19 protein-coding genes and 1 pseudogene are annotated in these 22,680 nt (G+C 59.5%); 18 read left to right on the top strand and 2 right to left on the bottom strand.

Features of this window, described 5'->3' with window-relative positions:
* Positions 1-120 precede the first annotated feature (120 nt).
* The 4 genes from OMP40_RS02725 to OMP40_RS02710 are packed head-to-tail and all read left to right on the top strand — an operon-like array spanning position 121 to position 2,275.
* Entirely contained in the window at positions 121-342 is a 222-nt protein-coding gene (locus OMP40_RS02725; RefSeq protein ID WP_338130999.1) for a LexA family protein, read from the top strand.
* Entirely contained in the window at positions 329-526 is a 198-nt protein-coding gene (locus tag OMP40_RS02720) for a hypothetical protein (protein WP_277528925.1), read from the top strand. Before OMP40_RS02725 ends, OMP40_RS02720 begins: the two co-directional genes overlap by 14 nt.
* Complete coding sequence (locus OMP40_RS02715) at positions 519-1,775, top strand: DNA polymerase IV (protein ID WP_277528923.1); 1,257 nt, start codon at positions 519-521, stop codon at positions 1,773-1,775. Before OMP40_RS02720 ends, OMP40_RS02715 begins: the two co-directional genes overlap by 8 nt.
* Complete coding sequence (locus OMP40_RS02710) at positions 1,772-2,275, top strand: hypothetical protein (protein WP_277528921.1); 504 nt, start codon at positions 1,772-1,774, stop codon at positions 2,273-2,275. The genes OMP40_RS02715 and OMP40_RS02710 overlap by 4 nt, the downstream gene beginning before the upstream one ends.
* A 133-nt stretch (positions 2,276-2,408) precedes the next feature.
* Here the strand turns inward: OMP40_RS02710 and OMP40_RS02705 are convergent, their stop codons facing one another.
* Complete coding sequence (locus tag OMP40_RS02705; RefSeq protein WP_277528918.1) at positions 2,409-2,951, bottom strand: class F sortase; 543 nt, start codon at positions 2,949-2,951, stop codon at positions 2,409-2,411.
* 154 nt (positions 2,952-3,105) lie between these two features.
* Positions 3,106-3,381, bottom strand: a complete 276-nt coding sequence (locus OMP40_RS02700; protein WP_277528917.1) for a hypothetical protein — start codon at positions 3,379-3,381, stop codon at positions 3,106-3,108.
* A 193-nt stretch (positions 3,382-3,574) separates the two neighbouring features.
* Here OMP40_RS02700 and OMP40_RS02695 point away from each other — a divergent pair, with 193 nt between their 5' ends.
* The 14 genes and pseudogenes from OMP40_RS02695 (at position 3,575) to OMP40_RS02635 (ending at position 22,671) form a co-directional block, all read left to right on the top strand.
* Positions 3,575-4,069 (top strand): YhcN/YlaJ family sporulation lipoprotein, encoded by a 495-nt coding sequence (locus tag OMP40_RS02695; protein ID WP_277528916.1) that lies wholly within the window; start codon positions 3,575-3,577, stop codon positions 4,067-4,069.
* 99 nt (positions 4,070-4,168) lie between these two features.
* A pseudogene (locus OMP40_RS41110) lies at positions 4,169-4,417 on the top strand (FadR/GntR family transcriptional regulator); the annotation flags it as partial.
* Positions 4,418-4,514: 97 nt separating this feature from the next.
* Positions 4,515-4,931 carry a FadR/GntR family transcriptional regulator gene (locus OMP40_RS02690; protein WP_277528914.1) on the top strand — a complete coding sequence of 139 codons (417 nt, stop codon included), beginning with the start codon at positions 4,515-4,517 and terminating at the stop codon, positions 4,929-4,931.
* Positions 4,932-5,001: 70 nt separating this feature from the next.
* Positions 5,002-7,809 (top strand): glycosyl hydrolase, encoded by a 2,808-nt coding sequence (locus OMP40_RS02685; RefSeq protein ID WP_277528912.1) that lies wholly within the window; start codon positions 5,002-5,004, stop codon positions 7,807-7,809.
* A complete protein-coding gene (locus tag OMP40_RS02680; protein WP_277528910.1) occupies positions 7,797-8,561 on the top strand; it encodes an SDR family NAD(P)-dependent oxidoreductase in 765 nt (254 codons plus the stop codon). The genes OMP40_RS02685 and OMP40_RS02680 overlap by 13 nt, the downstream gene beginning before the upstream one ends.
* Before the next feature lie 78 nt (positions 8,562-8,639).
* Positions 8,640-9,590, top strand: a complete 951-nt coding sequence (locus tag OMP40_RS02675) for a zinc-dependent alcohol dehydrogenase (RefSeq protein ID WP_277528908.1) — start codon at positions 8,640-8,642, stop codon at positions 9,588-9,590.
* A gap of 103 nt (positions 9,591-9,693) precedes the next feature.
* Complete coding sequence (locus OMP40_RS43035) at positions 9,694-13,110, top strand: histidine kinase (RefSeq protein ID WP_277528906.1); 3,417 nt, start codon at positions 9,694-9,696, stop codon at positions 13,108-13,110.
* Between the two features lie 223 nt (positions 13,111-13,333).
* Positions 13,334-15,328 (top strand): hypothetical protein, encoded by a 1,995-nt coding sequence (locus OMP40_RS02665; RefSeq protein ID WP_277528903.1) that lies wholly within the window; start codon positions 13,334-13,336, stop codon positions 15,326-15,328.
* Positions 15,329-15,350: 22 nt separating this feature from the next.
* Positions 15,351-18,626, top strand: a complete 3,276-nt coding sequence (locus tag OMP40_RS02660) for an alpha-L-rhamnosidase (protein WP_277528901.1) — start codon at positions 15,351-15,353, stop codon at positions 18,624-18,626.
* 143 nt (positions 18,627-18,769) lie between these two features.
* Positions 18,770-19,660: an ABC transporter substrate-binding protein gene (locus tag OMP40_RS02655; protein ID WP_277528899.1), complete on the top strand. Its 891-nt coding sequence runs from the start codon at positions 18,770-18,772 to the stop codon at positions 19,658-19,660.
* Positions 19,639-20,142, top strand: coding sequence for a type 2 periplasmic-binding domain-containing protein (locus OMP40_RS02650; RefSeq protein WP_277528898.1), 504 nt, complete (start codon positions 19,639-19,641; stop codon positions 20,140-20,142). Before OMP40_RS02655 ends, OMP40_RS02650 begins: the two co-directional genes overlap by 22 nt.
* A 68-nt stretch (positions 20,143-20,210) precedes the next feature.
* Positions 20,211-21,095 carry a carbohydrate ABC transporter permease gene (locus OMP40_RS02645; protein WP_277528896.1) on the top strand — a complete coding sequence of 295 codons (885 nt, stop codon included), beginning with the start codon at positions 20,211-20,213 and terminating at the stop codon, positions 21,093-21,095.
* Between the two features lie 291 nt (positions 21,096-21,386).
* Positions 21,387-21,929, top strand: a complete 543-nt coding sequence (locus tag OMP40_RS02640) for a carbohydrate ABC transporter permease (protein WP_277529226.1) — start codon at positions 21,387-21,389, stop codon at positions 21,927-21,929.
* 37 nt (positions 21,930-21,966) lie between these two features.
* Positions 21,967-22,671, top strand: coding sequence for a PIG-L deacetylase family protein (locus tag OMP40_RS02635; RefSeq protein ID WP_277528894.1), 705 nt, complete (start codon positions 21,967-21,969; stop codon positions 22,669-22,671).
* Positions 22,672-22,680: the final 9 nt, after the last annotated feature.

Genomic DNA, 22,680 nt, shown 5'->3' with positions numbered 1-22,680 from the left:
TGGGCGGTTTTTAATTTTTGTCCAATCCGTTCCATCCCGTGTATATTTTTGTCCTTGATTGCGAACGCTAGTTCGTATTATGATTATTGCGAACAAACGTTCGTTACGGAGGCGATCATCGTGGAGACAAAAGAGAACGTGGTATGGGCGATTAAGGCATTAACAGACAAGTTGGGGTATCCGCCTACGGTGCGAGAGATTGCAGATGCATCCTTTATCTCGCTCAGCGTAGCGCACGGTCACTTGGATCGGCTTCGGAAGCGCGGAATCGTCAGCTGGTCGCCGAATCGGTCGCGTACCATCCATCTCGTCAAGCGTGGTGATCGCCATGAACCTCGATAAGCACATCGGCCGGGCCGTAGAGATGATCTACGAGGACCGTAACCATAAGATCACTCAACGACAAGTTACGATCCGCTCGCTTCGGGGAGACCGGGTCATCGTGTTCGATCACGGCAGCGGGGAGCCGCGGTCGTTCAAAGCCGACCGCGTTCTGGCTGCCGAGCCGGTGCGTCGCCATGTCTGAGCGGACCATTTTTCTTATTGACGGACAGTCGTTCTACGCATCGATCGAGAAGGCGGCGCGGCCGGAGCTCCGCGATAAGCCCGTGGCAGTGGGCGACCCGGCCCGCCGCAACGGCATCATCCTCGCAGCCTGCCCGATCGCTAAAGGACGGGGCGTCACGACGGCCGAGCGGGTCGGCGAGGCGCTGGCCAAGTGTCCGGACCTCGTCGTCGTTCGGCCGCGAATGGGGACGTACATCCAGATCTCGCTGCTCATGACGCGGATCTACGAGATGTACACGGACCAGGTCGAGCCGTACAGCATCGACGAGCAATTCCTGGACGTCACCGGCTCGCTCTCCAACTTCGGCGAACCCGCCGAAGTGGCGCGCAGCATCCAGCAGCGGATCCAGCTTTCGACCGGCGTTTGGTCGCGGGTAGGCATCGGGCCGACCAAGATTCTGGCCAAGACGGCTACGGACAACTTTGCGAAGAAGCGCCCGGAAGGGGTCTTCGTGCTTAATCAAGAAAACATGGAGCGGGAGCTCTGGCCGCTGCCCGTTCATCAGATGTTTATGGTCGGCTCCAGAATGACCAGACACTTCGTCCGCATGGGGCTCCATACGATCGGCGACGTCGCGCGCCTCGAGCTCGGCGACTTCAAGCGGAAGATGCGGCGGGAGATGGGCAAGCAGAGCGACATTCAGGCTGAGTATTACTGGCAGACGGCGCGGGGGATCGATCCGAGTCCCGTCGTGGCGGGCATCCGGAAGAAGCTGAAGTCGATCGGGCATGGCAAGGCGCTCCGCGCGCACCTCTACCGCAAGCTGGAGGATCTCGAGGTGGTGCTGCTCGAGCTTGTGATCGAGGTATGCCGGCGCGCCCGGCGTCACGGCGTGATGGGCGATACGGTTCATGTCGGCGCCGCGGAGACGGACGGTACGCGATCATCGTATTTCGGCCGGCAGGTCAAGCTGCAGCAGCCGACGGCGCTGACGCACGAAGTGGCCGCCGCCGCGCTGCGGCTGCTCCGCGAGCATTGGTCCGGCATGCCGGTCGCCAGACTATCCATCACGCTTGGCGGTCTTGCCGACGACTCGGTGGATCAGCTGACGTTATTCGAGGATCGCACGAAGACGACGAGCATCGAACGCGCGACCGATCGCCTTAAGGACCGGTACGGCCCTGCAGCCGTGATGCGCGCGTCTTCTATGCTTGAGAGCGGCGTCGCCCGCGAGCGGGCCGAGCAGATCGGAGGGCACTACAAATGAGCAAACTCGACGGCAACGAGCGCTGGGGCTCCAAGATGCTGCTCACCGAGCACCAGGAACAATACGACGCCGAGCGGTCGGGGGCGGCCGTAAGCGAGCCGGCCCGGGCGGCCGGGCATCCGACCACGGAGGAGATGGTCATGATTCGGGACGTCATCCTGCTTCCGCATATGCTGACGATGGCCCAGCGGAGCATCGACGACAGCAAACGGTCCGGCAATTTTATGAGTCAGCTGCATATCGCCGCGACTCAGGCCATCATGGACATGATCAGCAAAGACCTGTACGCCCTCCGTCGCGAGCTCGGCCAACGCCGCATTCGGATCCTGTCCGACGAGCAAGTCGACCTGGTCATCTACCACCGATATGTGTGCCGGGGATACGAAGAGCGCTTCGGCATCGTCCGCGAGGTGCTCCGTGCGGAGATCAGCACGCGCTTCGGGGGCTACATATCCAGAATCAAGACTTTACTGCGAAGCGATCCCAAGGCTAAAAATTAAAAAGCGTGGGGAGCGCGGGAGAAAGCGCACCAATCACCCGAAGCCGTCGGCTTCGGGAATAAACATATAGCGCTTCTTGAATTCCTGCATCATAGTCCTGCGTAGTCCTTCGTAATCCTGCATAATCCAGCGGTTAAGCGAGCCTCTTGGCGTAGACGACCAATCTCTCCTGATGCTCCTGCTTCGAGCGGCTGTACTTGCCGGAGCAGGTGATCAAGTTCAGGCGGGCTTCGTCCGTTTTTCCGAAGATGGCGGCAATCGGAGCATCGGCGGTTCTATAGGAACGTACCGATTCAACGGCGAATTCAATCGTCGCCCCGTTTTTATTTTTTACGATCACCCGATCGCCTTGGCGAAGCCGCTTTAAGTCAAAAAATACGGCTGCCCCTTTATAATTATCATAGTGTCCGTCCATCACCGCGTTTCCGATCGCGCCGGGGTACACGCCGTTTAGCAGGTATCCTACGGTTTTGTCGTCCTTGGGAACGTCCATTTGCCCGTTCTCCGTGACGCTCACGGTATGGACGTCCGCATGGAGGTCGATGGCGGGAATATAAATGCGGGCAGGAACGATGCCTTTGGGATCGGTTGTTTTCTTCGGCGCCCGAACGGCTAACGGTTGATGAATGATATCGATGTCGGCCGCGTCTGTTGAATCGAACGTTCTGTTATTCATTTCCGGCGGCCGAAAATCGTGCGGAGGGTAAGGCTGGCTTTCTTTAACGGCCGAACAGCCGGCGAGAACGGCGACGAATACGAGAGCGACCGCATGTTTGTGGATTTTTTTCATAAAGGGTAAAGGAGGGGCGGCGCCCCCCCCTCCTTCTTTTCTATTCCGTTTGCTCGCTGGCGCCGCCGAAGCCGGTTTTAGGCATCTTTGAAATTTCCTTGGCCCGCAAGCTTTTAGAATGAAGGCCCTTGGATTTGCCGGTTGCTTTCGGCATGATCATATGGCCTTTTTGGGACTTGGCCTTCAGCTTGTGCTCTTGCATTTTTTTGTGATGCATCTTTTGTTGATGGAGCGACTTCGCATGCATCTTTTGTTCATGTTTCTTCTCGGCGACAGGCGCTGCGGCATAGGCGGCCGAACCTGCAGTCAACACCATACATGCGGTCAAAACCGCGGCAACTGCTTTTTTTCATGTCGAACCTCCCGAATGTTTGATGGGGATATAGCACCCCGCAATTAAAATGTCCAGGACAGCCGGAGAGATAAGCGATAAATATTGCCACCTTTACCGCATGAACGCATGAACGCTAACCTCCCGGCGCATATTAACGGCCAGGAGGTGGGAAAGCTTGTTCAAAATATACGGAATTGCGGTATTGTCGGCCATGCTGGTCTTGTCGATGACGGGCTGCGGCCAAATGAAAACGAAGTCGGTGAAGCCGTACGAACACAATGTCGGATCGGCCGACGATCACATGCTCAAAGAAAGCGCGGGCGCTTCTACCGAGAAGGCGGCTTCGGATAAAATCGCCAAGCATGTCTACAAGGTCAAAGGCGTAAGCAAAGCCACCGTCATCGTGCACAACCGCGATGCGATCGTCGGCATTGACGTGAAGCAAGGAGAAAATGCGAAAGACGTTGAAAACAAGGTGCGCGAAACCGTGGCGCGGTCGGAACCGGGCTATACCGTTCACGTCACGTCCGACCAACGCTATCATGCGCGCATCCAGACGCTTCAATCGCAAATGAAGCCGTTGGACGGGCATCCGGTTCGCAACTTTTCCGAAGACGTAGCGACGCTGCTGCGCGATATCGGACGTACGGTTTCGGCGCCGTTCCGGTGACGGGAAAAAAGGGATTTCCAATGCGGAAGTCCCTTTTTTTGCGTCAACGCCCATAAAACGATTGACACTTCCTTCAAAATCAAATATGTTAACAATAAATTGGTCAGACAACTTACTAATTCACGGAGATTGGAGAAACGGTTCTTGCTCAAACCTTTAAAGCGGCAAAAGCTGCACGAGTCGATATCGGAGGAAGTGTTGAAGTACATTGCGGACCACGGTCTCAGCCAAGGCGACCGGCTGCCGCCCGAGCGGTTTTTCTGCGAGCAGCTGCAGATCAGCCGGGCTTCGTTCCGTGAGGCGATGAAGAAGCTCGAGGGCTACGGCATGATCGAGATCAGGCCGGGCAGCGGGATGTATCTGCGCGCCGAGAAGACGATTCTCGGGGGAGATCGCCGATCTGAAGCTGCGCGTCTCGAACGAGAAAAGATCGCTGCTGGAAATTTTGGACCTGCGGGAAATGATGGAGCAGTACGCCATCGAGCAGATCGTGAGCCAAGGCCAGCGGGCCTGCCTCGAACAGCTGGAAGCGATCATCGCCGAGTACGACCGAAAGCGCGAGCAGGGGGAGATTCCCCGGCAGGAGGACTATTTGTTCCATAAAACCTTATATGAAGGCGCTAACAATCGGCTGTTGCTGAAGCTGTTCCAATCGATCGAGGATCTGGAAAATCTATGGTCCGTTCAAGTCATCGACGCCGTCGACGCCCCGGTCTTCGGCCGCGATACAGAGCCGCTGCATCGGCAGATTCTCGAGGCCATGAAGATCGGAGACGTTAAATCCGCGAAGCGGTTCATGCGCAAGCATTTCGAGATTCTTCGCGCGGATTTGGACCGGCTGGACGAAAAACTGTTCAAATGATCTTGCATGCTCTTCAAACTATACGACTGGCAGGTGTCCTATCATCTCACATTTAGACGATTGCCTCGAATTGCTGCATCGTCCGCCGACCGAAGCGAAGGGCTTCACGCGTTGGTGGTGGTACGGCGCGTCCGTATCCAAGGAAGAAATTCGCCGCGAGCTGTCTTTTATGCAGGAAGCCGGGCTGGGCGGCGTCGAGATTCAGATTACTTATCCGCTCCAGGAGGATGCGGAAGCGCAGGGCATTAAAAATCGCGTCTATTATTCGCCTGAATTTATGGACATTCTCGACTATACGCTTGCGACCGCGGCGGAATTGGGACTTTTCGTCGATATCACGCTGTGCTCCGGCTGGCCGTTCGGCGGTCCGTTCGTCCCGTACGACATGGCGCCCGAGATTCTGATTCCCTACCAGATCGATGTCGTCGGACCGGCCGAATACGAGCAGGACTTCACGACGATCCTTCCCGGCGAGCCGATCCGGGCCGTCATGGGCAAGTTCGTAAACGGCGAGCTGCGCCCGGATACGCTTCAGGATATTACCGATCGGCTGGGCACGACCTGGCTGCACGGCTGGCAATGGGGCCATTGCCTGAACAAGGTCAGCGTCCCGGAGGGGCATTGGAAGATCTACGTCTTTATCACGAACATGTACAAGCAGCAGGTCGGCATACCGGCGCCGGGGATGGAAGGCTACGCGATCGACCACTGCCGCAAGGACGTATCCGACTTCTACTTCGCGCAGCTCGGCGATCCGTTGCTGGAGAGGCTGGGAAAAGGGCGCATTCGGGCTTTTTTCTGCGACTCGATCGAGCTCGGCGGCAACAATTGGACGTCGATCCTGCCCGAGGAATTCGCGGCGCGCAGAGGCTACGAGCTGACGCCGTTCATGCCGGCTTTGTGGGGGAATATCGGCGAGCTGACGGCGGACATCCGCTATGACTACTACAAGACGTTTTCGGAGCTTACGATCGACAATTTCTTCCGCAACTTTACCGCGTGGAGCCACGCGAAGGGCGTCAAAACGAGAATTCAGGCGCACGGCACCTGGGGCGATATTTTGCAGGCCTACGCGGCCGCGGATTATCCGGAGGGCGAGACGTTCGGCGCGAACGACAAATACGAAGTGAACACCGTGCATCGCAGGCTGGCCTCTTCCGCCGGTCACGTATACGGCCGGCCCGTCATCACGAACGAGACGTTCACCTGGCTCCGCTCGCCGCGGTTCATGGAAACGCTGGAGATGATGAAAGCGGCGGTCGACGCGGTTTTTCTCGACGGCATCAACCAGATCGTCAATCACGGCTACTCCTATTCGCCGGAGTCGGCAGGGAAGCCGGGCTGGGCTTTTTACGCTTCGTCCTTTATTTCGCATAACAATACGTGGTGGGAATATTACCCGATTCTGTCCGCTTACATTCATACGGTGTCCGCGTTCCTGCAAGCCGGGGAGAGCTACGCGGAGGTCGGGATCTACTTGCCGCAGGCCGACATCTGGTCCGCCATGCCGCTGGCCGAACTGCATCTGGCGATGAAGCTGGAGGAACATATCGGCAAAAGCCTCGTCGACCGCGTGCAAAAATCGGGCTACTACTTCGACTTTCTCAACGACGAAGCCGTTACCCGGCTGTCCAGCATAACCGACGCAAGCTTTGCGCTGGGCGCAAGCCGCTACAAAGCGATGATCCTGCCTAACGTCACCCGTCTGCCGCTCGATACGGCCGCCAGGCTGCTCGAGTACGTGTCCGAAGGCGGCACGCTGATCGCCGTCAAGGCGCGTCCGCGCACGGCGCCGGGCTATAAGGACAGGGAGGCGAACAATCGGCGTCTCGACGTGCTGATGAACGAATTGTTCGATCGGGAAGACGGGGCGTGGAGGACGGTCGGAAAGGGAAAAACGATCGTCGTCGAAAGCGAAGACGAACTCGTAGCGCGGCTGAAGGAAGCCGAGACGCCGGACGTCGAGATCGAATTGGCGGGCGAGACGGACGGCTTGGCCCCGGCTGCGCAGACGATCGGGTACGTGCACCGGATTCATCGTGGCGGACACGTGTACTTCGTGGCGAACGTGAGCGGCGAAGAACGGCAGGCGCGTTTCCGCTTTAAATACGGCGGCCGATCGGCCGCCGTGCTCGATCCGATGACGCGCCGGACGCTGCGATCCATCCGGCTTCCGGAGGCGTCCGGGACGGCAGCGCTCGAGCTCGCGTTCGAACCGTACCAGTCGCTGCTGGTGGTGTTCGACGATACGCTTGCGGACGCGGCCGGCGCCGGGGATAACGGCGAACTGCCGGAAGCGCGGCAAGCTGCCGAGACGTTGGACATCTCGGACCGCTGGACGCTGCGCATTCCCGAAGCGGGCTTCGAGCAAGCGCTGGAGCGGCTGCAAACCTGGGAGCGGTTCGCGGACGTGCAATATTACTGCGGCAGCGCGCTTTACGAGAAAACGATCGCGATCCCGGCGCTTCGGCCGGACCAGCGGGTATGGCTGCATCTGGAGGAGGTCCGCGAGGTAGCGGAGGTATACGTGAACGGCCGCAGCGCCGGCGTGCTGTGGAAAGCGCCGAGACGGCTTGACGTGACGGATTGGCTCGCGGAAGGCGACAATGCGCTGTGCATCAAAGTCACGAACGTATGGATCAATCATATGCTCGATCCGGCGCTGCAGGAGCCGAAGCCGGACGGGCCGCTGTCGGAAAGCTGGCCTTATTTTACGGAAAAGATCAAACAAATTCGCGACAGACGCCTGTACGGCCATAAAGAAAGACAGCAGGTTCAAGCGCCGCTGCCCGCAGGCCTTGCGGGAAAAGCGACGCTGCGCATCGTAACGCCGGAGCCGACGCGGCTTGGAGAGGGAGAGGCGACGTGCGAGGACTAAAAGGGAAGACGGCCGTCGTGACCGGCGGGGCGCAGGGACTTGGCAAAGCGATCGCCCGGCGCCTGAGCGAGGAGGGCTGCATCGTATGGAGCTTCGATCTGAAGCCGGACGGCGAAGACACGGCACGGCGCATCGAGCAAGAGACGGGCAATCCCGTGTACTTCGCGCAGACGGATATCGCCGACGAGCGGCAGATCGAGGCGGCCTTCCGCCGCGTGGCGGAAGTGTCGGATCGCCTGGACATTCTGGTCAATAACGCGGCCCGCTTCATCCTAAAAGGCATAGAAGCGACGTCGCAGGATTGGAAAGCGATTCTGGACGTCAACGTCATCGGGACTTCGCTCGTCACCCAGCATGGCTTGCCGCTCCTGAAGAAGGCGGGCGGCGGGGCCATCGTCAATTTGTCTTCCGTCAGCGGCTTCGTCGGGCAGAGCAGCTTCGCGACGTACAATGCGACCAAGTTCGCGATTCGCGGCTTAACGAAGTGCTGGGCGATCGATCTGAGCCCGTTCAACATCCGCGTCAACAGCGTCTGCCCGGGCTATATCCGAACCGAGGCGTTCGAGAACAGCTGCGTCCAGCTCGGCATCGATCCGGAAGCGGAAGATGCGCGCATCTCGCAGCTTCATATTCTGGGCCGGCAGGGAACGGCCGAGGAGGTGTCGGGCGTCGTCGCTTTTGTCGCGTCGGACGACGCTTCCTTCATCACCGGCGAAGACCTGATGGTCGACGGCGGATATCTGGCTAAATAGCCGCGGCGGACGGGAGAAGTGGAAGCATGCAGGCATTGATTTATCAGGGAGCGGAAAAGCTGACATTGGAAGCAATCGATGCGCCGGGCATCGGCCCCCCGCGAAGCGCTCGTCAAGGTAGAGAGCGTGGGCATCTGCGGCAGCGAATTGGAAGGGTATCTGGGCCACAGCAGCGTTCGCGTGCCGCCGCTGGTCATGGGGCACGAGTTTTGCGGGCGAATCGCCGCGCTGGGCGATCAGGCGAGCGGGCTGTCGATCGGAGACAAAGTCGTCGTCAACCCGCTGATCGCGTGCCGTGCCTGCGCGAGCTGCCTGAGGGGAGATTACAACATCTGCCGCAACCGCCAAATCGTCGGCATACATCGGCCGGGCGCCTTCGCGGATTATGTCGCCGTACCGGTCGATAGCGCGATTCGGGTGCCGCAGGAGATGGATGCTTCGCTGGCCTCGCTGGCCGAGCCCCTAGCCGTCGCGATCCATGCGGTCAAGCTGAAGTGCAGGCCGCTCGACGATCTGCTCATTTTCGGCGCCGGTCCGATCGGACTACTGTGCGCGGCGGCTGCAAGGCAGATGGGCATCGGCCGCATCGTCGTGCTCGACCTCCAGCCGGCAAGGCTGGCGCACGCCGAAAACATGGGCGCGATCGGTCTCTCTCCGCGGTCAATCGAGGAGCGGCGCGAGGCGCTCTTCCCGCGGGGCATCCCGGTCGCCGTCGATTGCGTCGGCGTGCAGGCGACGAGAGAGCAGGCGATGAATCTGGTGGATCCGGGCGGTTCGGTCATCATGGTGGGCTTGGGCCAGGGCAGGTCGGAGCTGCCCATGAACCATCTGGTGAGGCAGGAAATCTCGCTGATCGGCTCCTATACGTATTCCCCCGAAGATTTCCGGCAAGCGGTCGACCTGTTGATCCGGGGCGACATCGCGATCGAGGGATGGACCGAGACGCGTCCTTTGAACGAAGGCCCGGCCGCATTTCGCGAGCTGGCGGAAGGCATTAGCCGATTTTCCAAAATTTTTTTAAAGCCCTGAGCCGTACGATCGCCGCAGCTGCGCAACCCGGCTTCGACGTGATAGAATGGGCGCAATTCCATACGAACGCCCATGAAGCGAGCTGGGGAGGAGATGCGGCGACATGCGGTTTTGGAACAGTCTGCATACGAAGTTTTTCCTGACGTATTCGCTCATCGTGGTCGCGATCATTCTGCTGGTCTGCATGCCGATGTACGTATACTTGCACAGCAATATCGAGAAAAATACGATCTCCAGATTCGACGAGACAGTCTCCAAAATCAAGGATCGGCTCGACGAGCGCATCAATCAGTTCGACGTGCTCAGCAAGCTGCTCTATTGGTCGTCGATCGCGAACGACAGCCCGGCCGTCAATTACTTGAACGGGCTCGCGGGCTCCCAGGACTTTTACGAGCGCTACCAGCTGCGGGGCGCGCTCAAAAGCTTCGTCACGATGCTGTCGACCGTATACCCCGACGCCGTCAATATCCGTTTGTTCACGATGGAGGGCGATCTCATATCCGACAGCGAGGACGATCCCACTTCCGTCGGCCCGTACGAGCAATACGAGGAGCTGAAGCGGATCGCCGCCACCAACGGAGAGACGCTCCTGAGCTACGAGAAGCGCGATCCCTGGAATGCGGCGAACGGCTACCCCGTATTCGTCTTCAGCCGCATGCTGCTGCCGTGGGAGACGAGAGCCGGGATGCTCGAGGTCATGGTCAAGGCGAACGAGCTTGTGGACATGGAGACGCTTCGCCAGATCAAAGGCGCGCAGCTGAACGTGTTTTTCGGAGATTCGATCATTTATTCGACCGAGAGCGGCCGAAGCGGACTGGCGGAGGAGAAGCGGCAGGAATACGGCCGGTTGAAGCAGGAGTCCGCGGCGAAAAAGTATCCGTTCATGGCGAAGTCGTCCGGCGAGCAACAGTACGTGTTCTACAAACCGAACGATCCATCCGGTTTTTCCGTCATGCTGACCGTTCCCAAGAAGGTCGTTTTCGCTTCCCTGGTCCATTTCCGCAACGTCGCGATCGCCGCCATGCTCCTGCTTATTCTGATCTCCGTCGCGCTCTTCTACATTTTGTCGAGAATCCTGACCCGGCCGCTCAAGCAGTTGAAGCAGTCGATCGACCGGATCAGCCTGGACGAGAGCGACGAACAGCCGGGGATGGACAACAAATACGCGATGGACGAGATTCATCTCATCAACCGTTCCTTCCGGAACATGAGCGAGCGGCTTAAAAATTCGCTGGAGGACACCGTCCGGTTCCGCACGCTGCAGCTGCAGGCGCACTTCGACATGCTGCAGGCGCAGATCAATCCGCATTTTCTGTTCAACATGCTCGGGTTCATCCAGTCCAGCGCGGAGGATCGCAATCTGGATCAGGTGAGCGCGCTCAGTCAAAATCTGCTCGGCTTTTTCCGGTACTCGATCTCCACGCAGTCCCCGATCATCACGCTGGAGAAGGAGATCGCGTTCACGATTCAATATCTGGAGCTGATGAAAATCCGCTTCGTGGACAAGCTTCATTACCGGATCGAGGTGGATCCCGATGCTGAACAATCTCGTCGTGCCCAAGCTGATCCTGCAGCCCCTCGTCGAGAACAGCATCCAGCACGGCTTCAACGAATCTACGGGCAGCCTGGAGATCGTCGTCGCCGCCTCTATCGAATCCGCCCGTTGGATCATCCAGATCGAGGACAACGGTGTCGGCATCGGCGAGCGGCGGCTGGCCGAGGTCATCGCGAAGGTCGAGGACTATCTCAAGCAAATGCTGTCCAGCGCCGAAGGGGAAGGGATGTCCCAAGGCGGCATGGGCGTCGCCAATTCGATGGGCCGGCTGAAGTTCATGTTCAAGGACAACTTCGCGTACGAGATCGCCAACCTGGAGGATGCCCCGGGCGTCCGCATTCGCTTGGAGGGGCCAATCAGACGGTAAGCCCGCTCCCGCGGCTTCGCACGCAACATCAAGGAGGGAAGCGCATGCGCATCATGCTTGTCGACGACGATCCGTTCTCCATCGAGAAGCTCAGGGCGCGCATCCTGCAGCTTAGCGAGCAGCTCGGCGCCGTCTTCGAGATCGTCTCCGAATGCTACAGCGGACAATCGGCGCTGGAGCAGATGCCGCTGACGAATCCGGACACGGTATTCACCGATATCCAGATGTCCGCCGTGAACGGCATCGAGCTGGCCAAGGAGATTCAAATCCGCTCTCCGTCCGTTCACGTCGTCGTCATCAGCGCCTATCCGACGTTCGAATACGCGCGCGAAGCGATGAAGGCGAACGTGGTGGAATACTTGCTCAAGCCGGTCGATACGGCGGCGCTGCGCGAGGTGCTGCTCAAGCTGCTGGATATGAACAAGAATCACAGCTACAACAGATCGAAGGAAGTTATCCACGGGATCCTGAGCGGGACGCTGGAAGGGGCGCTCGAGAACGCCGCCGTGCAGGCGCTCTTTCCTTTCGACGGATATCGGATGCTCCTCATTCAAAACGTCGAGGCGCTGTACGACGTCCGACTGCTGATGCCCAAGGACGACGTCGACTTCGAGCCGATGCGCCGCGAGCTGGGCGAGCGTCTGGACAAGCGGGAGCGGTGCTGGTTCCTGCCGTCCGACGATCGCAAGTCGATCCTGCTGATCCTCGGATTGTTCGATCTGAATCCAGGCCGATTCCCGCGGCTGCTCGAGGCGACCCAGCAGCTTTGCGCGCGCGAGGGCGTCCTTCCCACGATCGTCTACAGCGGCCCGTTCGAACGGCTCGAGGAGATCCGCGGCCTGCACAAGCGGCTGTTCGTCGCGCTGTCCGAACGGATCGTCATCGGCAAGCCCCGCGCGATCGCCTTGGAAGCCGCCTTCGCGGAGCCTGCCGCGCAGTTCTCCGCGACCGACGAGAAGCGGTTCGTGCTGCTGCTGCAAAAGCGGGACGAACCCGGCTTGAAGCGCCTCATCGCGGACCTGTTCGACAACTGGGAGCGGAACGATTGCACGAGCATGATCGCCGAGATCCATCTCAAGCGGATCGTTCACTTGTTCGAGCAGCAATACCGCACCTCGTCCGTGTCGCAGTACAAGACGCTCGAGACGCGCATCGAGGAGCTCGTCGATACGTGCCGCACGTTCGGCGAGCTGAAGGAAGCGTTCTTCACGATGCTGGCCAGCGCGTTCGGGTTGGCGGGCGCGCGCGCAGGCGACGGGGACGCCAGGCAATTGTTCGACCAGATCGAGATGTACATTTCCTCCAATATCGGTCAACCGCTCTCGCTGCAGACGCTTACCGACCATTTCCACGTTTCCCGTACGGTCATTTGCAATCTTTTCCGCGATTACAGCCAAAAATCCTATGTCGAATACTTAACCACGCTTCGCATGAAGGTCGCGCAGGACCTGATGCGCGATTATCCGAAAATGCTGAACAAGGAAATCGCGGAGATCGTCGGCTATACGGATCAGAACTATTTCAGCCACGTGTTCAAGACCGTTACCGAGATGAGTCCCACCCGGTACCGCGAAAGCCTGAACCGGCCCGGCGAATAGCTTTCGGCCCCGCTTTTGTGAACGGCTCCGATTGAGCGATTTCTAGCTGCCGGGGCCGCATGGGCTTGCGTCAAAAGCGTACATATTTGAAGACGGCGCAGGACGATTTTCTATTCCTGGCGATTGAAAGCGGTTCTACAATGAATGGGCGCGGAATGGGCGCGCAACGAATGAAGCGCGATAGGCGTCCAGCCGTAAATCCAATCCAAAAGGCGGTATCCCGATGAAGCTAAGCTTCCGCATTCTCGTTCCCCGATACGAATCGGAGGAACGGTTCAGGGAATTGCTCGACTTTTTAATCCAGCATCGCAACGCCGTCGACGAGATCATGCTGTTCACCGAATATTGGCATCAAGGCTACAACCCGCTCGACCGGTTCGGCGAGCTGTGCCGCATCATGAAGGACCGCCTGACGCGGCTGCGCGAAAATGGCTTCCATAACGTAGGCATCAACATGCTGGCGACGCTCGGTCACTTCGACGAAGCGTGGGACTGGCTGCCCGCGATCCCGTTCCAGCCGACCGTAGGCCGGGACGGCGCGGTGTCCCGAAGCACCTTCTGCCCGAATTCGGAAGCGTTCCGCGAATACATCGATCGCAAATACACGCTCGTCGCGGAAGCCGGACCGTCGTTCGTCTGGGTCGACGACGACATTCGCATGTTCGGTCTCGGCTCGACCGATTATGCCTGCTTCTGCCCGACATGCGTCGACATCTATAACGGAAAGTACGGCACGTCGTACTCGCGCGAGCAGCTGGTCGACGTCTTGAACGCTCCCGAAGGCGGCGAGGCGAGGGAGCGGTGGGTGCGTCAGAACGCCGAATCGATCGAACGCTTGCTCGCCCATATCGAAGCGGCGGTGCATCGCGTAGACGGCGGGATCGAGCTCGGCCTCATGACCGTCAGTCTCGGCATTTCCACCTATACGGGCGTCGACTATCCGGGCTGGTTCTCCGCGCTGAAGGCGCGCAGAGCCAGGCCCGGCGGCGGGTTCTTCGACGACGCCAAGCCGTTCGGGCTCGTGCGCAAGGCGCATGAGATCAACCGGCAGATCGCCCATTATCCCGAATTCGTAAACGACATCCAGTACGAGCTGGAAAACTTCCCGTTCCATCGCTTGTCCAAGTCGATTCGCATCACCATCGAGGAATGCACGGCCGCCATCGTGTCGGGCTGCAACGGCGTCGCCTTCGACGCGCTGAGGGGAGAGCTTGGCTCGCTGGAGGAGTATCACGAGCTGATGGACGCGATCGAAGCGATTCGCCCGCGCTGGGCGGAGATCGAGCGGATCGCGGGCGCGTACGGAACGGGCGGCATGTACCCGGCGCTGTCCCCGCTTCACGAGGCGAGAAGAACGGTGGACAACGGCAACTGGTTCGACAGCCTGTCCGTCGACAACAGCCTGGATTTTTACGCGCTCAGCGAGATCGGGTTCCCGCTGTCGATGAATGCGGCGGAGGCCAGGGGCACCATTCTGAGCGAGAAGGCTGCGGAAGGCTATACGACCGAAGAACTCCGGGAGATGCTCCGCGGCGGCGTACTGATGGACGGCAAGTCGCTGGAGATTCTCACGGCGAGGGGACTCGGCGAATATTGCGGCGCGGCGATCGCGCGGACGTACGACAACGGCGTGACGGAGATCTTGACCGACGATCCGCTGAACGGAGACGACGCGGGCGAGCAGCGCGACGTCCGGTTTTCGATGAAAAAAGGTCTCGCTTACGTGCTGAAGCCGACAAGCGGCAATACGAGGGTGCTCAGCAGGCTCGTCAGCTATACGAAGGACGAACTCGGTCCCGTGTCGACGGTATACGAAAACGAGTTGGGCGGCAAGGTCGCCGTTCAGGGGTATGCGCCATGGCAGATGATCCATTCCGGCTTCAAGCGCAAGCAGCTGCTCCGCATCGGCGATTGGCTGTGCGACGGCGCGCTTCCGGCTATGGTAGACCGCACGCTGCGTGTCGTTCCGTTCGTTAAATATGCGGCCGACGAGCGCGGCTGGCTGATCCTGCTGCTGAACGCTTCGTACGACGAGACCGGACCGTTCGAGGTCAAGCTCGGCTATCCGCAGGCGGCAGGCAAGGACATCTACGAGCTGCTGCCCGACGGCACGAGCGTCAAGCACCTGCAAGGCACGGCGCTGCCCGGCGATGGGCGGTCTTCGCTGTCGGTCGACAATGTGGGCGTCTGGCAAAGCCGGATTTTCTATACGCAATGAGACCTGGGGAGAGGTGAATCGAATGAGCGGCAAACTGGCGCTTTACGAATTGAAGACGGAAAATACCGTCAACCCGCTCGGCATCGGCAGCGCGCAGCCTTTGTTCAGCTGGAAGCTGGCATCGGACCGGCGCGCCGAGCGGCAGACGGCGTACCGGATCGTCGTCGATCGCGACGAGGCGCGGCTCGGCCGCGAAGCGGGCGAATGCTGGGACAGCGGCAAGGTCGAATCGGACGAGACGCTGCAGATTCGGTACGCGGGCGAGCCGCTGGAATCGGGAAGCCGGTACTATTGGAAGGCGATGGCGTGGGACAAAGACGGAGCGGCTTCCGAATGGAGCGCGCCCGTCTGGTTCGAGACGGGTCTGCTGCGGCCCGAAGCGTGGATCGGCGAATGGATCGGCGGCGCTGCGGCACGCAATCCGCTGACGGGCGCCAAGTGGGCGTGGCATTCCCTTGACCTGCCCGCGGACAGCGCTGCCGTTAGTCCTGGCGATAGCCCGGCCGCCAACGATACCGCCAACGATACCGCCAGTGATGTTGCAGGCGATGCCGCCGAAAGTCCGGCCCCTAGCGCCGCGAGCCCTTCGCCGCGGCTCGTCCATTTCCGCAGGTCGTTCAAGGCGGCGGCGGGCCGGACGATTCGCAGCGCGACGTTCCACGGCACGGCCGGATCGCGGTTCACCGTCTTCGCGAACGGGAGCACGATCGCGAAGCTCAACGCGCGCTGGAAGCAAGATTGGACGTCCCCGTTCGTCCATATCGACTTTACCGCCAAGCTGAGGGACGGAGACAACGTCTTGTCCTGGCTCGTGGAGCATGCCGATTCGAACGAGGCGGGGATCATCGGCAAGTTCGAGATCGGCTACGACGACGGCTCGGCCGAGACGATCCTGACGGACGACACGTGGCGCGTATCGGCCGAGGCGGCGGCGACGGACGCGGCGGCGCCGGCGTGGAAGCGGGCCGATCACGACGATGCCGCCTGGGCGCATGCGCGGACGATCGCGGCTTACGGCGACGCGCCGTGGGGCGACATTCGCCGGCGCGGCTCCGCGCCATTGCTCCGCAAGACGTTCCACGCGTTAAAAGCGATAAAGTCCGCCCGGCTGCATATCGCCTGCCTGGGCTACTTCGAAGCGCATCTGAACGGGCGCCGGCTCGGGGACGGACTGCTGCAGCCGGACTATACGCAATTCCCCAAGCGTACGTATGCGATTACGTTCGACGGCACGGAGCTGCTGAACGAAGGGGCGAATTGCCTCGCGATCGAGCTCGGACGCGGCCATTACGCCTACGGCAAGGACTGGATCGGCGACAACTTCAGCCGGCCGGATCCGGCCACGGGCACGATCGAGCCGAAGGTGCTGGCGCAGCTGCGGATCGAATACGCCGACGGTACGGCCGATACGATCGCCACCGACGGCTCCTGGCGGACGGCGGACGGCCCGACGGTCGACGACAATATCTGGTACGGCGACAAGTACGATGCCCGGCTCGAACGCGACGGCTGGCAGCTTGCGGACTATGCGGACGACGATTGGACGCAGGTCAACACGATGGCGCCGTACGAAGGAAGCGTCGAATCCGCCTTCGTCCCGCCGATCCGTATCGTGGAGACGATCCCGTGCGCGTATGCCCTCAGTCCCGCGCCGAACGTGTACGTCTACGATGCCGGCCTCATCACGGCAGGCTGGGCGAAGCTCGCGGTGGAGGCGCCCAGAGGCACGAGCGTGAAGCTCATCTACGGGGAGATTCAACGCGAGGACGGCTCGCTCGATATATGGAAGGAAGGCTACGACCATCAGTTCTGGGAAAATCCGCAGGAGGACGTGTACATCGCCAAGGGCGAAGGCGTCGAGATCTGGGAGCCTAAGTTCAGCTACAAGGGCTTCCGCTACATCCAGATCGAGAGCGCCGTCAAGCCGGTGTCCGTCGAAGCCCGCGTTTTCCACAACGATCTGGCGGCGATCGGCGCCTTCGACAGCTCGAACGAGCTGCTGAACCGGATTCACGCGGCGATGAAGAATACGCTGCTGAACAACTTCCACAGCATACCGACGGACACCCCGTTCCACGAGAAAAGAGGCTGGACGGGCGACGGGCAAGCGGTTGCCGAGTGCGCTTCGATGAACTTCGACATGTCCGCGTTTTTCGCCAAGTGGACGCAGGACATCGCCGACTCGCAGCAGCCGGCGGGCGAGGTCGCGCATACATGCCCGGGACCGTTCCTGTATCTGACGCCGACGCCCGCCTGGATGAGCGCCTTCGTCATCGTGCCGTGGACGCTGTACGAGTATTACGGCGACAAAGAGACGCTGCGCAAGCATTACGACGGCTTGAAGCGTTACATGCAGTACGAGCTCGACCGGCTCAAGGACGGCGTGAGCTCGGACGAGAGCTACGCGGATTGGGCGGTGCCGGGGCCGTTTATCGGGCCGGAGGGCGGTACGCTGCTGGCGACGGCTTACGTCTGCTACAGCTGCTCCTTGATGTCGCAAATCGCGGGCGTGCTGGGCAAGACGGCGGACGCGGCTTATTATGCCGAGGCGCAGGCGCGTCTGGCGAGCGTCGTGAACGAGAAGTTCTATGCGCGCGAAGACGCCGAATACCACACCGAGATCGAAGCGGGCTACCGGCAGACGTCCAACGTGCTCCCGGTGGCGTTCGGCATCGCGCCGTCGGACGAGATCGACCGGGTCGTCGACCGCCTGGCCCGCGATATCGTGGAAGACAAGGGCGGACATCTGGATACGGGCTGCTTCGGCACGAAGTATCTCGCGCCGGTGCTGACCGAGCACGGGCGAGGCGATGTCGCGTATACGCTCGCGACGAAGGAGACGTTCCCGAGCTGGGGCTACTGCCTGGCGGAAGGCGGCACCTCCTTCTGGGAAGCGTGGGAGGCCAAGACAAGATCCTACGACCATTATTTCCTCGGCACGATCGACGACTGGTTCTTCAAGCATCTGGCCGGCGTCAAGACGACGTCGGACGGCTACAAGACGAGCGTCATCAAGCCGTATCTCCTGGGCGACATGACGTTCGCCGGCGGCGAGATCGAGACGGTGCGGGGACGGATCGGCTCGGCGTGGCGAACGACGGCCGAAGGGCTCGTCCACGAAGTGACGGTGCCCGTCAATACGACGGCGCTCGTCTACGTACCCAAGGCGGGAAGCGGCCGTTTGACGGAAGGCGGCCTCGAAGCGGCGTCGGCGGAAGGCGTGCGGATCGTCGGAGAAGACGATCGCTATTGGCAGCTGGAGGTCGGATCGGGCGCTTACCGTTTTGCGTGCGAATAACGTCCAAGCTTGTCGAACTGCGTTCAATATTCAAGAAGAGCCTGTACGTTTTTCTATATATCAAGGGAATGTTATCACAGTAAAATGAGGGGGGCAGCCTGGTACTAACGCATTCATTTTAAACAGATGGGGGGTTACAGACGATGGCAAACAAGAGAAAGTTATCGGTCTCGCTCGGTCTCGTTCTAGCGTTGTCTACGACGCTGGCGGCATGCGGAGGCAACAACGGCAACAATTCGGCGACGGGAAGCGCTTCTCCAAGCGGCTCCGCGCCGGCCAGCTCGGCTGCGGCATCGGAATCGGCGGCACCTGCCAAGGATCCCGTCGAACTGACGTTCATGGGTCCGACATCCTGGATGGCCGGCTCGGGCGTTCAAGACATGCTCAAAGCCTATGAAGCCGCGACAGGCAACAAGATCAAGCAGGAGGTCGTGCCGGACGATCAGTACCTCAACGTCATGAAGACGAAGATGTCGACGAACGACGCGCCGGACCTGCTGTTCCACAACAAAGGCTTCAACTACATTCCGGCCAACTTCCTGGCGCCGATCACCGGCCCGATCCTCGACCGCATCGACCCCACGGTCGCGGCCGTCACGACGATCGACGGCAAGCTGTATCAAGCGCCGGCGGCGCCGCACAGCTTCTACGGCTTGATCTACAACACGGAAGTTTTCGAGAAGGCCGGCATCAAGGTTCCGCTGAAGACGTTCCAGGAATTCACCGCGGCCGCCGACAAGCTGCTCGAGATGGGCGTCACGCCGCTCGGTCTCGCGGGCAAATCGACCTGGACGGCGAACCAGCCGTACCTGATCGGCGGCGCCTACGTATTCGCGAAAAATCCGGAGCTTGCGAAGCAAATCTCGACGAACAAGATCAAGCCGGCCGATTCGCCGGAATATCTCGAGATGATTAAACGGTACGTGAGCCTGAAAAAAGTACATCGCCAAGGATTACCTGTCCTCCGATCAGCCGATCATTCAAAAAAGGACTGCTCGACGGCACGATCGCCATGGAGTTCTATCCGGACGTGACGTACGGCGATTTTGAAAAGGAAGACGCGGCAAAAGCGGCAAAACTCGGCTACATGCCGTTTACGCTCGGCGACGATTACATCGCAGCGACGTTCCCGCCGACGGACGAGGCCGCGCTCTCGATTCCGGTCAACGCCAAGCACAAGGAAGCGGCCAACGATTTCATCAACTACGCGACGCAAAAGGACAACTTCATTTTGCTGAACTCCAAAGACGGCACGCAGGGTTCGGGCATCTCTCCGTACAAGGATTTCACGGTCGGCCTGAATCACTTCCAGCAGTCGATGGCGGACATGATCGCCGCGAACAACATTCCGGCGGCGCCGTTCCTGCTCGGCTACCTGGATCCGAACTTCCAGCTGGGCGACTTCAACAAGCACGTGAACGACATGATGGCGGGCAAGGCGCCCGAGCAAGCGCTTGACGATTGGTACAAGGATTACGCCAAGGTGAACAAAGCCGCCAAAACAGAAGGTTTCTAATTAATCGTAAAAGGGATAATCCTATGAGACTTTCAGGGGATTATCCCTTTTTAAGAAAGGTGGTTGCCATGGTTCCCAAGATGATTTTGAAAAATTACCCCATCCTCTTTATCGTTCCCGCCGTTGTCCTCTACACCGTGTTCTCGGTCGTGCCGAGCTTTGTCGGGCTGGCAGCCGCGTTTACGGATTGGTCGACGTTCTATCTCTTAAAGCCGACGTACGTCGGACTGCAAAACTTCAAGGATTTGTTCGAGTCGACCGGGTTTCTCGGCGCGATCAGACATACGCTTGTGTACACCGCGCTGCATACCGTCTTCGTTATCGCGCTCGGTTATGGACTCGCCATCATTCTGAACAATCAGGTGAAGTTCAAAAACGCGTACCGGGTCATCATTTTCTCGCCGGTCGTGATCAACCCGCTCGTCATCTCCCTGGTGTTCAGTGCTCTCTATAATCCAACCAACGGCCCCATCAACACCTTCCTCAGAAGCGTCGGACTCGGGTCGCTCGCCCAGAACTGGCTGACGGAACCGAAAATCGCGCTTTACTCCGTCATCATCATGGGCGTATGGGTCGGCCTGGGCTCGACGGTCGTCATCTTCCTCGCAGGTCTCCAATCCGTATCCGCGGACTTCTACGAATCGGCGACGATCGACGGCGCGGGCGGACTCAAAAAATTCCGTTACATCACGCTGCCGCTGACGATGCACGCGCTCACCATCAATACCCTGCTCGTGCTGATCTCCGGCTTGAACGTGTTCGGCGAAGTATACGGCCTGACCAACGGCGGTCCGAACGGAGCGACCGAGGTGTTCGGCACCTTCATTTTCGCCAACTTCTCGCAGGGCATGTACGGATACGCCGCGGCGGCGGGACTTGTCTTCACGGTTGTGGTTAGTATCTCCAGCTTTACGCTTCTTGGCTTGTTTAAGAAATTGGAGGTCGAATACTAATGCAGCTGCTCAAGAGATGGAGGTTGACGCCGACCCGGGCGATACTGGAAATTTTGATGATCGCCGTCGCCCTTTGTTATTTGATTCCGATCTGGATGGTGTTTTCCAATTCGCTTAAGGATTCTACGGGCGCGGGACTCATGGGGCTTACGCTGCCGTCCAAGCCGGTGTGGGAAAACTACGCGGTCGTATTCAGAGAGTCCAACATTTTAAGAGGCTTGTATAACGGCTTGCTGCTTGGCCTGATCACCGTCGTATCCAACGTGGTCGTCGCCTCGATGTGCTCCTTCTATCTGGCCAGAATCAAGCGCAAGCTGGCAACCTTTTTTTTACAACTACTTTATCGCCGGCCTGATCGTGCCGGGCTCGATCATTCCGATCTACCTGGAAATGCGCATTCTCCACTTGAACAATACGTATCTCGGCCTGGTCATTCTCTTCGTGACCGCCACGCTCCCCTTCGGCATTTTCCTCTTCACGGGGTTCATCAAGACGATTCCCCGCGAGATCGACGAAGCCGCGATCATCGACGGCAGCAACCCCTACCAGCTGTATTTCCGAATTGTCTTCCCCCTGTTAAAGCCCGTAACCATTACGGTATCGATATTCGTCTTTATCGCCGTCTGGAACAACGTCGCTTATTATTTGTACTTTTCCAAGTCGACGCAGTACCCGCTGCCGCTCAGCATCTACTCGTTTTTCGGGAAGTACAGCCAGAGCTGGAACCTGGTGTTCGCGGACATTCTCGTAGGCATCGTTCCTTGCTTGATCCTGTTCATGTTCGCGCAGAAGTACATGGTGTCGGGCATTACCGCCGGCGCCGTCAAAGGCTAGAGAGCAAGGAACATTCGATAATCGAGGAGAGATTGGGATGAACATTTTGGCGATCGGCGCGCATCCGGACGACATCGAGGTGTTTTGCGGAGGGACGCTGCTGAAATACAAGCAGCAGGGACACGACATTTTTATCGCGCTTACGACAAGCGGGAACATCGGCTCCAACGAGTACGACAGCCGGGAGGAAATCGCGCAGGTGAGGGAGCAGGAGCAGCTGGAGGCCGCGAAGCTGTTCGGCGCCGAGGTGAAGTTCCTGAGGTTCGACGACCAGGGCCTGCAGGATACGCCCGAGACGAGGCGCGCGGTCATCAACGCGATTCGCTGGGCGAATCCGGACGTGATCCTGGTCAATTATCCGCAGGACCCGAGCACCGATCATGCCGTGACCGGGAAAATCGTGAGCGAGGTCATGCTGTCGATTCCAGGCAAGCTGATTCCCGCGGACGAACCGCCGATCGCCAAAAATCCGTCTCTTTTCTACTATGCCTCGGCGGTCGGCATCGGCTTCGAGCCGGAGGTGTACGTGGACATCACCGACGTATACGAAATAAAAAAAGAAGCGCTGACGATGCACAAGAGCCAATATGCCTGGATGGACGTTTACCAGACCCACGGCCTGCTCGATATTCTGGAGATCACCGACAAATTCAGAGGACTTCAAGCCGGGTTCGTCTACGCCGAAGGCTTCAGAGCTTTCCGGATCCACGGCTATATGCCGAACTTCAAATTACTTCCGTAACGATAGGGG

The organism is Cohnella rhizosphaerae (assembly GCF_029525575.1).
Lineage (GTDB): Bacteria > Bacillota > Bacilli > Paenibacillales > Paenibacillaceae > Cohnella > Cohnella rhizosphaerae.
The sequence above is the reverse complement of the archived record's forward strand: the minus strand, read 5'-3'. Positions and strand labels throughout refer to the sequence as shown.

What these genes read in the sequence shown, in the direction of transcription:
- OMP40_RS02720 (WP_277528925.1), top strand. Translation starts at nt 329, where the DNA reads ATGAACCTCGATAAGCACATCGGCCGGGCCGTAGAGATGATCTACGAG.
- OMP40_RS02675 (WP_277528908.1), top strand. Translation starts at nt 8,640, where the DNA reads ATGCGCCGGGCATCGGCCCCCCGCGAAGCGCTCGTCAAGGTAGAGAGC.
- OMP40_RS02660 (WP_277528901.1), top strand. Translation starts at nt 15,351, where the DNA reads ATGAGCGGCAAACTGGCGCTTTACGAATTGAAGACGGAAAATACCGTC.
- OMP40_RS02635 (WP_277528894.1), top strand. Translation starts at nt 21,967, where the DNA reads ATGAACATTTTGGCGATCGGCGCGCATCCGGACGACATCGAGGTGTTT.
- OMP40_RS02705 (WP_277528918.1), bottom strand. Translation starts at nt 2,951, where the DNA reads ATGAATAACAGAACGTTCGATTCAACAGACGCGGCCGACATCGATATC.
- OMP40_RS02710 (WP_277528921.1), top strand. Translation starts at nt 1,772, where the DNA reads ATGAGCAAACTCGACGGCAACGAGCGCTGGGGCTCCAAGATGCTGCTC.
- OMP40_RS02650 (WP_277528898.1), top strand. Translation starts at nt 19,639, where the DNA reads ATGGAGTTCTATCCGGACGTGACGTACGGCGATTTTGAAAAGGAAGAC.
- OMP40_RS02655 (WP_277528899.1), top strand. Translation starts at nt 18,770, where the DNA reads ATGGCAAACAAGAGAAAGTTATCGGTCTCGCTCGGTCTCGTTCTAGCG.
- OMP40_RS02645 (WP_277528896.1), top strand. Translation starts at nt 20,211, where the DNA reads ATGGTTCCCAAGATGATTTTGAAAAATTACCCCATCCTCTTTATCGTT.
- OMP40_RS02700 (WP_277528917.1), bottom strand. Translation starts at nt 3,381, where the DNA reads ATGGTGTTGACTGCAGGTTCGGCCGCCTATGCCGCAGCGCCTGTCGCC.
- OMP40_RS02715 (WP_277528923.1), top strand. Translation starts at nt 519, where the DNA reads ATGTCTGAGCGGACCATTTTTCTTATTGACGGACAGTCGTTCTACGCA.
- OMP40_RS02665 (WP_277528903.1), top strand. Translation starts at nt 13,334, where the DNA reads ATGAAGCTAAGCTTCCGCATTCTCGTTCCCCGATACGAATCGGAGGAA.
- OMP40_RS43035 (WP_277528906.1), top strand. Translation starts at nt 9,694, where the DNA reads ATGCGGTTTTGGAACAGTCTGCATACGAAGTTTTTCCTGACGTATTCG.